This window comes from Nocardiopsis tropica (assembly GCF_042660575.1).
Taxonomy (GTDB): domain Bacteria; phylum Actinomycetota; class Actinomycetes; order Streptosporangiales; family Streptosporangiaceae; genus Nocardiopsis; species Nocardiopsis tropica.
Genome location: NZ_JBHSUF010000007.1, coordinates 170,820 through 183,691, shown reverse-complemented (window position 1 = coordinate 183,691; position 12,872 = coordinate 170,820). Strand labels below are relative to the sequence as shown.

The window sequence follows — 12,872 nt, the reverse complement described above, 5'->3', positions numbered from 1 at the left end:
TCTACTGCCCCAAGCATGCGGCGGCAAGATGATGGAGTCCTGAAAGCCACCTGAAGAACGTCTTCATGTGGCTCTCAGGAACGGTTCAGCGGTTCCTGCCAAGGTAGGGGGACCACGGGCGGAGAGGACACGGCGTTGGCGATTCTGGTGGTGGAGGACGAGGAGGGCATCGTCTCCTTCGTGCGGCGGGGCCTGGAGACGGCCGGGTACCAGGTGCTCTCGGCCGCGGACGGGATCGACGGGCTGACGATGGCCCTGTCCCCCGACGTCGACCTGGTCGTCCTGGACCTGGGACTGCCCGGCATCCCGGGGGAGGAGGTGCTGCGCCGCCTGCGGCAGCGCCGCCCCTCGGTCCCCGTGATCGTGCTCACCGCCAAGGACGCGGTCAGCGACCGGGTGGCCAACCTCGACGCCGGGGCCGACGACTACATGGTCAAGCCCTTCAGCGTGAGCGAGCTCCTGGCCCGGGTCCGGGCGCGCCTGCGCACGGGCGGACAGGAGCGCGGCGACGTGCTGGCGGCCGGCGGCGTCGTGCTCGACCTCGGGGCCCGCACCGCCTCCGTCGACGGCCGGACCGTCAACCTGTCGACCCGCGAGTTCGGCGTCCTGGAGGTCCTCATCCGCAACCCCTCACAGGTGTTCTCCCAGCCCCAGCTGCTCGACCGCGTCTGGGGCTACGACTTCGACGGCGCCTCCAACGTGGTCGAGGTCTACGTCAGCCAGCTGCGCCGCAAGCTCGGCGCCGACCGCATCCAGACCGTCCGCGGCGCGGGCTACCGCCTCGCCGGGGGTACCCGGTGAGCCTCACCGGCCGCGTCGTCCTGCGGTCGCTGCTCGTCATGGCCCTCGTCATCGGCGGGGTCGCCCTGCTCACCTACGAACTCGTGCGCGTCTCGGGCCTGACCGACATCGACCGCCTGCTCCGGGAGGAGTCGGCGCTGGTCGGCGACGCCCTCGCCGACCAGGTCCCCGCCGCCGCGGGGCTCGACGGGGTGGTCTCGGGGCCCGAGGCGGAGCGCGCCGCACGTCAGGCGCTCGCCGTGCGCCCCAGCGGAGCCCGCCACGTGACGCTGGTGACCGCCAACGGGGCGCGCCTGCAGAGCACGGGAGGCCCCACCCGCGTCGCCGGGCTGATGCGCGGCGGCGACGCCCCCGCACCCGAGCCGGGGACGATCCGCACCCTCGACACCGACGCCGGCCCGGTCCGGGTGCTCGACACCGAGGTCGCCGACGGGGCCGGGGTCCCCCTCGCCGTCGTCACCGTCGTCGCCCCCCTCGACTCCACCCGCGACACGGCGGCCACGGTCCTGCTGCTCTCCGCCCTCGCCGGCGGGATCGGCGTCGTCGGCGGCGGCATCGCGCTGTGGCTGGTGGTGCGGCGCACCCTGTCGCCCGTGCGGGAGGTCTCCGAGGCGGCCAAGGCCATCTCCCCCTCCGACCTGGACACCCGCGTACCGGTGCCCGCCACCCGCGACGAGATCGCCGAACTGGCCACCGAGATCAACCAGATGCTCGTGCGCATCGAGCAGGCCGACACCAACCGGCGCCGCTACCTGGCCGCGATCTCGCACGAGGTGCGCACCCCCCTCGCCGTCGCGGAGGGGCACCTGGAACTGCTGGGCACGGCCGACGCGGCCGTCGTGCGCGCCGAACTCGACCGCCTGCGCCGGGTCCTGGAGGACCTCATGGCGGTCGCCCGGGGAGGCGACGAGATCGACGTCCGGGTGGAGGCGGTGTTCCTGCCCGACCTCTTCCACGCCGTGCGCGCCCGGCTGGACTCCCTGCCCTACGCCGGCGCGGTCACCCTGGAGGAGCCGCCGCCCGACGTGCTGCTCGGGGACCAGTCACGCCTGGAGCAGTGCCTGGCCAACCTGGTCGCGAACGCCGTCGACCACAACCCGGAGGGCACCCGCGCCACCGTGGCCGCCCGCGGCGAGGGCGACTCCCTCGTCCTCACGGTGTCCGACGACGGCCCGGGCATCGACCCCGCGCTGCTGCCCCACGTGTTCGAGCCCTTCGTGACCTCGCGGGACGAGGGCGCCGGCCGCATCTCCGGCCTCGGGCTGGCGGTCGTCAGCTCCCTGGTCCAGGCCCAGGGCGGCCGGGTGGGGATCGACAGCGGGCCCTCCGGCACCGGCGTCGCGATCACCCTGCCCAGGGCCACGGCCTGACCGTCGGCCGACACGCCGCGGCGGCCCGGGGAGCGCAGTGCGTGCGGGAAGCGCCGGGACGCGCGGGGACGGGCCCGTGCGAAGGCATGCCGGACCGGGGCGGCGGGAGGGAAGGGAAAAGCCCCAGGCGCATGTCAGCAGAGGCGGCACTGGGGCGTTCCCCAGGACAGTAGCATCGGGCGATGTCCTCCGTCGAAGCAGACACCGACGCGGTCCTGAGCCTGGTCCCCGCCCCGCGCCTCGCGCCCTACCTGGCGCTGGCCGGGGGAGACCGCGGCCGCGCCCTCGCCCTGTACGAGTGGGGCGCGCGCGTCTCCGCGGCGGCCTTCGAGGACATCGCCCACCTGGAGGTCCTGCTCAGAGGGGGCATGGACAGGGTCCTGCGGGCCCACTTCCGGGAGGCCGAGCGGGGCATCCCCTGGTTCCTGCTCCCCGTTCCCGGCGGCGAGTACGTCGCCGAGGCGTCCGGCCGCGTCCGTGAGCGCCTCCGCCAGGAGGGGCGGGAGACGCGCGACCAGGTCGTCGCCGCGATGAGCTTCGGGTTCTGGTCCGGGATGCTCGGGCCCGGGTACGAGGAGCTGTGGCGGGCCTGCCTGCACCGGGCCTTCCCCGGGTCGTCCGGGAGGCGCGCGGAGGTGGCCGCCACCGCGGAGGGGGTCCGCCGGTTCCGCAACCGGATCGCCCACCACGACTCGGTGCTCGGCGTCGACTTCCCGTTCGAGGTCCGCCAGGTCGCGGAGCTGGCGGCGTTCGTCGACCCGGCCGCGGGGCGCTGGCTCCGAAGCCGCAGCCGGACCATGGACGTCTACGCGCAGCGCCCCGCCACGCCCGACGACACGCTGGTGGTCTCGGCCCCCGGCGCGCTGTTCCTCTACGAACGCTGCCGGGCCCACGTCACACGGGCGGGACAGGCCTTCGCCGGGGTCGACCGCATGGCCTTCCGCGTGGACGACATGATCGCCCCGGACCTCCCGCGGGTCCTCCTGCGCCGGGACAACGTGGAGTGGACCGAGCGCGGCGCGATCCGGCTGCGCCGCACCCGCGACCCCTGGGACCGCAGGATCGCCGAGGTCGTCGAGGACTCGCTCGTGACCGGGCGGGACGGGGGCCGGCGCCAGGTCTTCCTGCTGACCGGGCCGGACGAGCCCGGTCACCGCCGCCTGGCCGGGCCCCTCCCCGTGAACGGGGACGTGTCCGGGACCGCGGCGGCCGGGAAGGACGGTTCCGGCGGGGGCGGGGAGGGGCTCGCCGGGCGGCCCGTGCCGGAGTACGCCTACACCCGCCTCCACGCCCTGGAGACCGGCGCCGCCGGCTGACCCGGAAGGGCCCGGACACGCGGCCCCTCCGGTCCGCGTACTAGGGTCCTGCGCATGGATTGGCTCGACCGGTTCGACAGGATCAGGCGCTGGCAGCGCGGTGGCGTCCGTGCTCCGCACAAACCCCTTCTGCTCCTCTACGCGCTGGGACACCACCAGCGGCACGGCGACGCGCCCATCTCCTACAGCGAGGCCGAGGCTCACCTCGCCCGCCTGCTCAGGGAGTTCGGCCCCCCGGGGCGCACCACGCCCGCCTATCCTTTCCACCACCTCACCGGTGACGGGCTCTGGACGGTCACGACCGTCGACGGCGGCGGATCGCCGGGGGCGAGCCCACGGCAGCTCCGGGAGAAGGAGGCGATGGGAAGGCTCGCCCCGGAGCTGGTCGAGGATCTCGCGCACGACCCCGGTCTCGTCCCGCGCCTGGCACTCCACCTGCTCGACACGGGCTTCCCGCCCTCCCTCCACCAGGAGATCCTGACCGGTACCGGGTTGCGGCTCGGCACCCTCGCGGCGGAGCAGCCCGGTCCGGGCGGTGCACGCGACCCGAAGTTCCGCGACCTGGTACTGACCGCCTACGAGCACCGTTGCGCGTTCTGCGGCTACGAGGGCCTTGTCGACAGGGTGTCGGTGGGCCTGGAGGCCGCGCACGTGCGGTGGTGGGCCTACCGGGGACCCAACTCCCTCGACAACGGGCTCTGCCTCTGCTCGCTCCACCACCTGCTCTTCGACCGGGGCGTCGTCGGCCTCACGGCCGACCTGAACGTCACGGTGTCCAGCCGTTTCGAGGCCCGCTCCCCCGAGGCGGGACGGCTCGTCCACGCTCTCGCCGGACGCCCCGCCCTCCGGCCGGGCGACGGCTCCCCGACCGTCGCCCCCGAGCACATCGCCTGGCACGTGGACCAGGTCTTCCGGGCCCCGGCGCGCGAGGACGCGGCTCCCGGGTGACGGGGACCGCGTTCCCGGAGCCCCCTAGGATGTGGACCATTGGTCCGTTTGAAGCGGTGGACCCGTCTCACAGGGGGAGTGGAAGTGAGCCCACGCAGGGAGCGCGCCGACGCGCAGCGCAACAGGGAGGCGGTGCTCGCCGCCGCGGACCGGCTCTTCGCCGCGAGCGCGAGCCCCGGCGGCGTGTCGATGGACGACGTCGCGGCGGCCGCGGGCGTCGGCAAGGGCACGCTCTTCCGCAGGTTCGGCGACCGCGAGGGCCTGATCCAGGCGCTCATGGAGAAACGGATCGCCCCCCTGCGCGAGGCCGTCGCCGAAGGGCCCGCGCCCCTCGGCCCCGCCACGCCCGCGCGCGAGCGCGTCCCGGCGCTCATGGCCGCGCTGCTGCGGTTCAAACTCGACAACCGCCACCTGGCGCTGGCGCTGGAGACGGGCGGCGGGAACAGCCCCTACCGGGCGGGGCACTACACGTGGTGGCACACCCTCCTGCGGGACGCCGTGCGCGGGATCCCGGGCGCGCCCGACGCCGACTTCACCGCCCACGCGCTCCTGGCCGCCGTCCGCGCCGACCTGGTGGAACACCTGGCCGGCGGGGAGGGGGCCCCGCCGGAGCGGCTGGAGGAGCGGCTGGAGGCGTACGTCGCCAAGGTGCTCGCCTGAGGGCCCTCCCCGGCAGCGGCCCCCGGCGGTCGGCGCCGGGGGCCGCGGGGACTACTCCGACTGGAGCTCCGCGACGGTCTGCGTGAGACGGTCGCGTTCCAGGCTGGACAGGACGTCCTCCACCGTGGCGGGCGGGTCCCGCCACGAATCGGCGATCTGCTGCACGCAGGACCACACCACCTTGCGGTTCAGATGTACCTGGTCGAGCAGGAACGCGTCCGGACTCCGTGCCTCGACGTCCCAGGGGGCCAGCGCCAGGGCCGGGAAGTCGCCGAGGTCCCAGGTGACGATGACCTGGGCGTGGGCCCGAACAGCCGCCGCGAGCACGTGCCTGTCGTCGGGGTCGGGGAGGACGAGTGCGTCGACGAGGGGTTCGAAACCCGTGACCAGGCAGTCCCGGACGGCCCGGATCATCAGCTCCCGGGTCCGGACGAGACTCTCCGCCGGGATGTCCGGGCGGTTCCGCCCGAGGTTGTCGAAGACCTCGTCGAGGATCTTGTGGGACCACTTGGCCTGGACCAGGCCGGCGCGGGCCACCCGTATGAGGAGGTCGCGCAGGGTGCTCGGGTAGAGGACGTTGGCGTCGTAGACCACGACGAAGGGCATGTCAGTCGAGTCCCAGTTCCCTCGTCATGGCAGAGAGCTCGTCGGCGGCCTCACGTCGACGCTGGTCGTCCCGGCGCAGGTAGTCCATGAGCGAGTCCGCCCGTACCCGGCGGTGGGTGCCGACCTTGCGGTACGAGATCTCACCCGCCTCCAGCAGGCCGATGAGGTAGGGCCGGGAGACGTTCAGCATGTCCGCCGACTCCTGGGTCGTCAGCTCGGCGTGGGCGGGCACCACGGACACGCCCCGCCCGGCCGCCATGTGCGCGAGCACCCCCGCGAGAAGCTCGACCGCCGAACGCGGAAGGACGAGTTCCTCACGGCTGTCCTCCACGAGGACGGGCACGCTGGACAGTTCCTCCGGATGCTCCCGGAGATATCTGCGCACACGCGTCAGGGCGCTCTGCGCGGCCCGCGCCTCACGCTCGTCCGGTCGGCTCGACAGTACGCTCATCGGCCCTCCCCCTTCAGGACTGGATAAACGCATTATCCGATGCAAGCGCAACAAACGCAATAAGTGAAACGGTATGGCCACGGGAGTCGGGCCTCGGGCCGCCACCGCAAGCGGGTTTCCGCCGGGGGCGGACGGCGGCGGCCCCCGGCGGTCGGCGCCGGGGGCCGCGGGGGAGGGGCGCGGTGGGAGGGGAAGCTCCTATGGATGTCAGCCGAGGTCGGCGGACTCCCGCTCCGGGGCGGCCCCCTGCCCGCGCGCGGCACGGCGGCGCCGCACCCCGGCGATCACCGGGACCACGGCCGCCAGCAGCACCAGCGCGTACAGGGTGATCGAGATACCGCTGCCGACCAGGATCGACGGGTCGCCAGAGGAGGCGGCCAGCGCGCGGCGGAACTCGGTCTCCGCGATCGGGCCGAGCACGACGCCGATGAGCGCGGGGGCCACCGGGACGCCGAACGTCCGCATGGCCAGGCCGAGCAGCGTCACCCCCAGCAGCATTACCAGGTGCACCACCGACGTGTTGATCGCGTACACCGCCAGCACCGAGAACAGCGTGATGCCCGCGTACAGGTACGGCTTGGGCAGCTTCAGCAGCTTCGCCCACAACGGCGCGAACGGCAGGTTGATGACCAGCAGCAGGACGCTGCCGATCAGCAGGCTCGCCAGGAGGGTCCACACCAGGTCGGCGTTGCGCTCGAACAGCACCGGCCCCGGCTGGAGGCCGTACTGCTGGAAGGCGGCCAGCATGATCGCGGCCGTCGCCGAGGTCGGCAGCCCGAGCCCCAGCAGCGGCACCATCGTGCCCGCCGCGCTGGAGTTGTTCGCGGCCTCCGGCCCGGCCACGCCCTCGATCGCTCCCCGGCCGAACTCGTTCGGCACGCCCCTGCGCTTCGCCCGGCGCGCCGCGAGCCTGCGCTCCAGGCCCAGGGACAGGAAGGTCGGGATCTCCGCGCCGCTGCCCGGGATCGGGCCGAACGTGCTGCCCAGGGCGGTGCCGCGCAGCCACGGCTTCCACGACCGGGCCCAGTCCCGGCGGCTCAGCCACGCGCGGCCGGTGCGGATCGCGGACAGGTCCGCCCCGGAACTGCCGCGCGCCGCCACGTACAGCACCTCGCCCAGGGCGAGCAGGCCCACGGTGACGACGACGATGTCGATCCCGTCCAGCATCGCCGACGACCCGAAGTCGAAGCGCGCGGCGCCGCTCTGGCCGTCGATGCCGACCATGCCGATGGCCAGGCCGATGAGCAGCGAGGCCAGCCCGCGCAGCACCGAGCCCGACACGACCGCGGCGACCGCGACGAACGAGAACACGGTCAGCGCGAAGTACTCGCCCGGACCGAAGTTCAGCGCCAGGGACACCATGACCGGTGCGAACAGGGCCACCACCAGCGTGCCGATGACGCTGGCCACGAACGAGCCGATGACCGCGGTTCCCAGGGCCTGCGCCGCCCGGCCCTTGAGCGCCATCTTGTGGCCCTCGTAGGTCGTGGCGATCGACGACGCCTGGCCGGGGGTGTTCAGCAGGATCGACGTGGTCGCCCCGCCGAACATGCCGCCGTAGTACACGCCCGCGAACAGGATCAGGGCGCTCGTCGGGTCGAGCCGGAACGTCACGGGCAGCAGCAGCGCCACCGCCATCGCCGAACCCAGGCCCGGCAGCACGCCCACGGCGGTGCCGAGCAGCACGCCGAGGAAGGCCCACATGAGGTTCATCGGCGTCAGCGCCGAGACCAACCCGTCGAGGAGGAGGGGAAGAGCGTCCATCAGAGCACCAACTCCAGGAAACCGCCGGGCAGGCTCAGCCCGAGCCCGAGCGAGAAGCCGACCTGCACGGCCGCGGACATCGACAGCGCCACCACGGCGTCACGCACGTGGGCGCGGGCGCCGAACGCGTAGGCCACCACCCAGAACAGCAGCGCCCCCGACAGCAGCCAGCCCACGTACTCCAGCACGGCGATGTGCACCACCAGCCCGGCCAGGATGAGCAGTACGGGGCGGCCCTCGAACCACGCGAGGCCGTTCCCGCCGGAGCCGGCGCCCGACCGGAGGTGGCGCAGGTTGACCGCGCTCAGGCACGCGGCGACCAGCAGCAGGAGGCTGCCGACCGCCCCGGGGAAGGCCGCCGGTCCGGGCCGGGTCACGTTGGGCGGCGCCTCGACGGTGAACGCGCCCCACAGACAGACGGCGCCCAGGGCCGCGACCAGGGCGGGGACGACCCACATGGTCGGTCCGCTCCACGGCGCGGTTTCCGGGTCCGGGGCCTCCACGGCCTCCGCCCCGGCCTCCGGGGTCCCCGGCGCCGCAGCGGCCCCGTCCGCCCCGGTGGCGCCGGTTCCGGCGGACTCCCCGGTCACGGTCGCCGTCCCCGGTCCGGGGTCCCCGGCGGTCCCGGGGACCGACTGCTCGCTGTCGGTCGTCACAGCCCCAACTCCTCTACGGTCTCCTGCGTCACTGCCACCTCGGCGTCGAGGAACTCCTCGAACTCCTCACGCGGCTGGAAGGTGTCGGTCCACCGGTTGCGCTCCAGGGTGTCCGCCCAGGCGTCCGAGGCCAACAGTTCCCGGACCAGCCCCTCCAGCCGGTCGGCCTCCTCCCCGGTGAGCCCGGGAGGGGCGATGACCCCGCGCCAGTTCGACATCTCCACGTCGTAGCCCTGCTCGGCGAGGGTCGGCACGTCCACCCCGTCCATCCGCTCGGGGGAGGAGACCGCGAGCGCGCGGAGCGGGCCGCCCTCGTCGACCTGGTCGCTGAAGTCGCCCAGCGTTCCGAAGCCGACCTCCGACGTCCCCGACAGCAGCGAGGTCAGGACCTCGCCGCCGCCCGAGTACGGCAGGTAGTTGATCTCCCCGGGGGCGATGTCCATGGACCGGGCCACCTGGGCGGCGAAGATCTGGTCCACACCGCCCATGGAACCGCCGGCGACCGGCAGCGTCCCCGACCGCTCGCGCCAGTCCCCGGCCAGGTCGTCCAGGGTCTCGTACGGGGAGTCGGCGGGGACGACGACGGCCAGGTACTCCGACGCCAGCTGCGCGATCGGGGTCGAGTCCTCCATCGTGTACAGCGAACCGGTGGTCTCCACCGCGCCGACCATGCCCAGGCCCGTCATCGTGAGGACGTTCGCCTGGCCCTCGCGGCCCGCGGTCTGCGCGAGGCCGATCGTGCCGCCCGCGCCCTCCGCGTTGCGTACCTCGACGTTGAAGCGCAGGTCCTCCTCGCGCAGCCCGTTCTGCATCTCCCGGGCCAGCGTGTCCCAGCCTCCGCCGGGTCCGGCGGGGGCGATCAGCAGGAGCTTCTCCTGCTGGCCGCTCCCCGACGCCGCGCTCTGCCGCACGTCGAACAGCGCCGTCCCCACGAGGAGGAGGGCGCACAGCCCGCCCCCCACGCGGAACAGCACGCCGCGATCGCGCATGGGTGCTCTCCTCTTCGGTCGTCCAGGGCGTCACAGGCCTCCCCGGCGCACCGGCGACGAGGAGATCCAGGCCACAGTGTGACCCGGGGCACGCCGATGTCAGATCTTTGTTAAAACTGGGGGCATATTGGTCGTATTGTTCGTGACACGCCCACCTGGGCGTTTGCCCGGCCGGGTCCCCGCACCCCGGCGAAGGCGACTGGAGGACACATGACCACGCTCCCCGCGCGCGGCCGCCTCTCGCTCACAGGTTCCCTGTTCATCGGCTACGTGCTCCTGCTGACGGTGGCCCTGGCCGCCGTCGGAACCCTCTGGGCGGTCCACCTCGACCGGGCCACCGACCGCCAGTACACCGAACGGGTCCTCGGCGTGGCCCGCTCCGTCGCCGTCATGCCCCAGGTCGTCGACGGCCTCCAGACCGCCGAGCCGAGCACCGTCCTCGACCCGCTCGCCGACCGGGTCGCCGCCGCGACCGACGCCGACTTCGTGGTCATCGCCTCCCCCGACGGCATCCGCCACACCCACCCCGACAAGGACCTCATAGGCCGGACCGTGTCCACCCCGCCGGGGCCGGCCGCCCGGGGCGAGGAGTGGACCGGCGTGGAGAACGGGACCCAGGGGCGCACCGTCCGGGCCAAGGTCCCCGTGTTCTCCGGGGGCGGCTCGGTCAACGGCGGAGACGCCGGGGGCGACGTGGTCGGCTACGTCTCCCTCGGCATACTCACCTCCAGCGCCGCCACCGAGGTACGCGCCTCCGTCCCGGCGATCCTCGGCATGGTCGCCGTGGTCCTGGTCCTCGGCGTGGGCGGGGCCTGGGCGCTCTCGCGCCAGGTCCGAACCAAGACCCACGGGCTCGAACCGGCCGACATCACCGCGCTCCTGGAGAGCCGGGAGGCCCTGCTCTACGCGGTCCGCGAGGGGGTCCTCGCGGTGGACGGCGCCGACCGCCTCGTCCTGGCCAACCTGCCCGCGCGCGACATGCTCGGCCTGCCCGACGACGCCGAGGGGCGCCACCTCGACGAACTCGGCCTGTCCGAACGGGTCCGCGACATCGTCTCCGGCGACGACCCGGGGGACGACCGGCTCCTGCTGGCCGGGAACCGCATCCTGGTCGCCAACCGCATGCCGGTCCAGGTGCGCGGCGAGGACGCGGGAGCGGTCGTCACCCTGCGGGACCGCACCGAGCTCGACCGGCTCACCGGGGAACTCGACGGAGCCCGCACCGTCACCCGGGGGCTGCGCGCCCAGACCCACGAGTTCGCCAACCGGGTGCACACCGTCGCGGGCCTGCTCGAACTCGGCGCCTACGACGAGGCCCGCGCCTACCTGGCGGACCTGTCCGCCACCCACACCCGCACCAGCACGGACATCTCCGAGCACGTCCGCGACCCCGCCGTGGCGGCCCTCACCATCGCCAAGTCGGCGCAGGCCTCCGAGATGGGGGTCGACCTGCGGCTCTCACCCATGACGAGCGTCCCCGCCCTCGACAGGGAGGTACGCTCCGACGCACTGCTCGTCCTCGGGAACCTGGTCGACAACGCGCTCGACGCGGTGGCGTCCGCCCCCCACGGGTGGGTCGAGCTGATGGTGCGCCTGCACACCGCCGACAGCGGCCTGCCCCACGACCTGCTGGAGATCCGGGTGACCGACTCCGGCCAGGGGGTGGCCGACGACGTGGCGGAGGAGATCTTCCGGCTCGGGTTCACCACCAAGGCGTCCCGGGACGGCGGCACGCGCGGGCTCGGACTCGCGCTCGTGAAACAGGTGTGCGAGAGCAGAGAGGGAAGTGTCGAGATGGAGGCGCCCGACGCCGACGAGGGCGCGGTGTTCACCGCCTGCCTGCCCGTGCGGACAGCGGCGGTGGTGCCGTCGTGATCCGCGTGCTGGTCGTGGACGACGACGTGCGCGTGGCCCGCAACCACCAGGAGGTGGTGGAGTCGCAGCCCGGGTTCTCCGTGGTGGGGGTCGCGCACACCGCCGCGGCCGCCCTCACCCAGATCCACGGCCACCGGCCCGACCTGGTCCTGCTCGACCTGCACCTGCCCGACGCCTCCGGGATCTCGGTGATGCGCGCGCTGCGCGCGTCCGCGGCCGCCGCCGCGCCCCAGCAGACCGACTTCCTGATGATCACCGCGGTACGCGACATCGCGCAGGTCCGCTCGGCCCTGCACGGCGGTGCCGTGCACTACCTGCTCAAGCCGTTCCCGCTGAGCGCGCTGCGCGACCAGCTGGAGCGGTACGCGGTGGCGCGGCGGCAGATGGACGCCTTCGGGGAGGCCACCCAGCAGGACGTGGACCGGCTGTTCGGGCTGCTGCGGCCCCCGGCGGCCCGGTCGCTGCCCAAGGGGCTGACCTCGGCCACCGTCGACCTGGTCGCGGGGGTCCTCCGCGACGCGCCCGAGGAGGTGTCGGCCTCGGAGGTCGCCGAACGGGCGGGGGTGTCGCGGGTGACCGCGCGCCGCTACCTGGAGCACCTGTGCGCGGACGGCCGCGCCGAGCTGCGCATGCGCTACGGCTCGGCGGGCCGCCCGGAGCACCTCTACCGCTGGGTCGCCTGACCCTCCCCGGGCGCCTCGCCGCCGATGTGCTCCATCCAGGGACCGTTGGCCGTGAGCCAGTGCGGCACGAGCCTGACCGGGAAGGGGAGGTCGGTCTCGAAGACGTCCTCGCCGTGGACCTGGGCGGCCTCCTGGTAGACGCCGTCCTCCAGGCGCAGCTCCACCAGGCCGACCTTGTCCGCGAGCGCGTTGACGATCCAGTAGGACCGGATGCCGAACGCGGCGTACTCGTGCCGTTTGGTGTGGTTGTCGCGGAGCACGCTCTCCGGAGAGACGATCTCCACCGCAAGGAGCGGCGGCACGTTGAAGTACCCCTGTTCCGGAGGTTCATGGTCGAAGACCGCCAGGTCGGGGATGCGGTGGTGCGTTCGCTCGGCGTTGAGGTCGAGGCCGGGGTTCTCACCGATCTCGAACTCGCCGCGGCAGAGATTGTTGAGATGCGTGGACAGGCGGTTCGCTGCCCGGAAGTGCTTGGACATGGGGGCCGGTGACACGTCAAGCCGCCCGTCGACCAGCTCGTACCGGCGCCCGTCGTCCGGTGTGTGCGCCAGGTCGTCCACGGTCAGACCTCGTTCGGGTACGTCCGGATGCCTGGTAGTCATGACAGACATACTGCCTCCTCTTCATCATGACCGCCAGTATCCGGCCCCACGCTCTGTTATCGGCGGGTTTCGCCGAAGAAGTCCGAAGGAGAGCGGAGGTTTCTCACGAAGGAGGGGCTTCCGCACCGGGGAACGCCGACCGCCGGGCCGG

13 protein-coding genes are annotated in these 12,872 nt (G+C 73.4%); 7 read left to right on the top strand and 6 right to left on the bottom strand.

Annotated features, from left to right (window positions below):
• Positions 1-135: 135 nt before the first annotated feature.
• From ACFQBR_RS13395 to ACFQBR_RS13375, 5 genes are all read left to right on the top strand, one after another.
• Positions 136-801, top strand: a complete 666-nt coding sequence (locus tag ACFQBR_RS13395) for a response regulator transcription factor (RefSeq protein ID WP_267946756.1) — start codon at positions 136-138, stop codon at positions 799-801.
• Entirely contained in the window at positions 798-2,171 is a 1,374-nt protein-coding gene (locus ACFQBR_RS13390; RefSeq protein WP_267946755.1) for a sensor histidine kinase, read from the top strand. Before ACFQBR_RS13395 ends, ACFQBR_RS13390 begins: the two co-directional genes overlap by 4 nt.
• A gap of 182 nt (positions 2,172-2,353) precedes the next feature.
• The gene (locus ACFQBR_RS13385) at positions 2,354-3,487 is read left to right on the top strand and encodes a hypothetical protein (protein WP_344180428.1); all 1,134 of its coding nucleotides are present in this window, start codon (positions 2,354-2,356) and stop codon (positions 3,485-3,487) included.
• Between the two features lie 54 nt (positions 3,488-3,541).
• Positions 3,542-4,435 (top strand): phosphorothioated DNA-binding restriction endonuclease, encoded by an 894-nt coding sequence (locus ACFQBR_RS13380; RefSeq protein WP_344180426.1) that lies wholly within the window; start codon positions 3,542-3,544, stop codon positions 4,433-4,435.
• A gap of 84 nt (positions 4,436-4,519) precedes the next feature.
• Positions 4,520-5,095, top strand: coding sequence for a TetR/AcrR family transcriptional regulator (locus ACFQBR_RS13375; RefSeq protein WP_344180424.1), 576 nt, complete (start codon positions 4,520-4,522; stop codon positions 5,093-5,095).
• A gap of 51 nt (positions 5,096-5,146) precedes the next feature.
• Here ACFQBR_RS13375 and ACFQBR_RS13370 read toward each other — a convergent pair whose 3' ends face one another.
• The 5 genes from ACFQBR_RS13370 to ACFQBR_RS13350 form a co-directional block, all read right to left on the bottom strand.
• Positions 5,147-5,701 carry a PIN domain-containing protein gene (locus tag ACFQBR_RS13370; RefSeq protein WP_344180422.1) on the bottom strand — a complete coding sequence of 185 codons (555 nt, stop codon included), beginning with the start codon at positions 5,699-5,701 and terminating at the stop codon, positions 5,147-5,149.
• A gap of 1 nt (position 5,702) precedes the next feature.
• The gene (locus ACFQBR_RS13365; protein ID WP_344180420.1) at positions 5,703-6,152 is read right to left on the bottom strand and encodes a helix-turn-helix domain-containing protein; all 450 of its coding nucleotides are present in this window, start codon (positions 6,150-6,152) and stop codon (positions 5,703-5,705) included.
• 207 nt (positions 6,153-6,359) lie between these two features.
• Positions 6,360-7,916, bottom strand: a complete 1,557-nt coding sequence (locus ACFQBR_RS13360; RefSeq protein ID WP_267946752.1) for a tripartite tricarboxylate transporter permease — start codon at positions 7,914-7,916, stop codon at positions 6,360-6,362.
• Positions 7,916-8,572, bottom strand: coding sequence for a tripartite tricarboxylate transporter TctB family protein (locus ACFQBR_RS13355; protein WP_344180418.1), 657 nt, complete (start codon positions 8,570-8,572; stop codon positions 7,916-7,918). The genes ACFQBR_RS13360 and ACFQBR_RS13355 overlap by 1 nt, the downstream gene beginning before the upstream one ends.
• Positions 8,569-9,561, bottom strand: a complete 993-nt coding sequence (locus tag ACFQBR_RS13350) for a Bug family tripartite tricarboxylate transporter substrate binding protein (protein ID WP_344180416.1) — start codon at positions 9,559-9,561, stop codon at positions 8,569-8,571. Before ACFQBR_RS13350 ends, ACFQBR_RS13355 begins: the two co-directional genes overlap by 4 nt.
• A 210-nt stretch (positions 9,562-9,771) precedes the next feature.
• On the opposite strand from ACFQBR_RS13350, the gene ACFQBR_RS13345 reads away from it, so the two are divergent.
• Positions 9,772-11,436, top strand: coding sequence for a sensor histidine kinase (locus ACFQBR_RS13345; protein ID WP_267946749.1), 1,665 nt, complete (start codon positions 9,772-9,774; stop codon positions 11,434-11,436).
• Positions 11,433-12,119: a response regulator gene (locus ACFQBR_RS13340; protein ID WP_267946748.1), complete on the top strand. Its 687-nt coding sequence runs from the start codon at positions 11,433-11,435 to the stop codon at positions 12,117-12,119. Before ACFQBR_RS13345 ends, ACFQBR_RS13340 begins: the two co-directional genes overlap by 4 nt.
• On the opposite strand, the gene ACFQBR_RS13335 is transcribed toward ACFQBR_RS13340, so the two are convergent.
• The gene (locus tag ACFQBR_RS13335) at positions 12,101-12,721 is read right to left on the bottom strand and encodes a Uma2 family endonuclease (protein WP_344180413.1); all 621 of its coding nucleotides are present in this window, start codon (positions 12,719-12,721) and stop codon (positions 12,101-12,103) included. The genes ACFQBR_RS13340 and ACFQBR_RS13335 overlap by 19 nt on opposite strands.
• Positions 12,722-12,872: the final 151 nt, after the last annotated feature.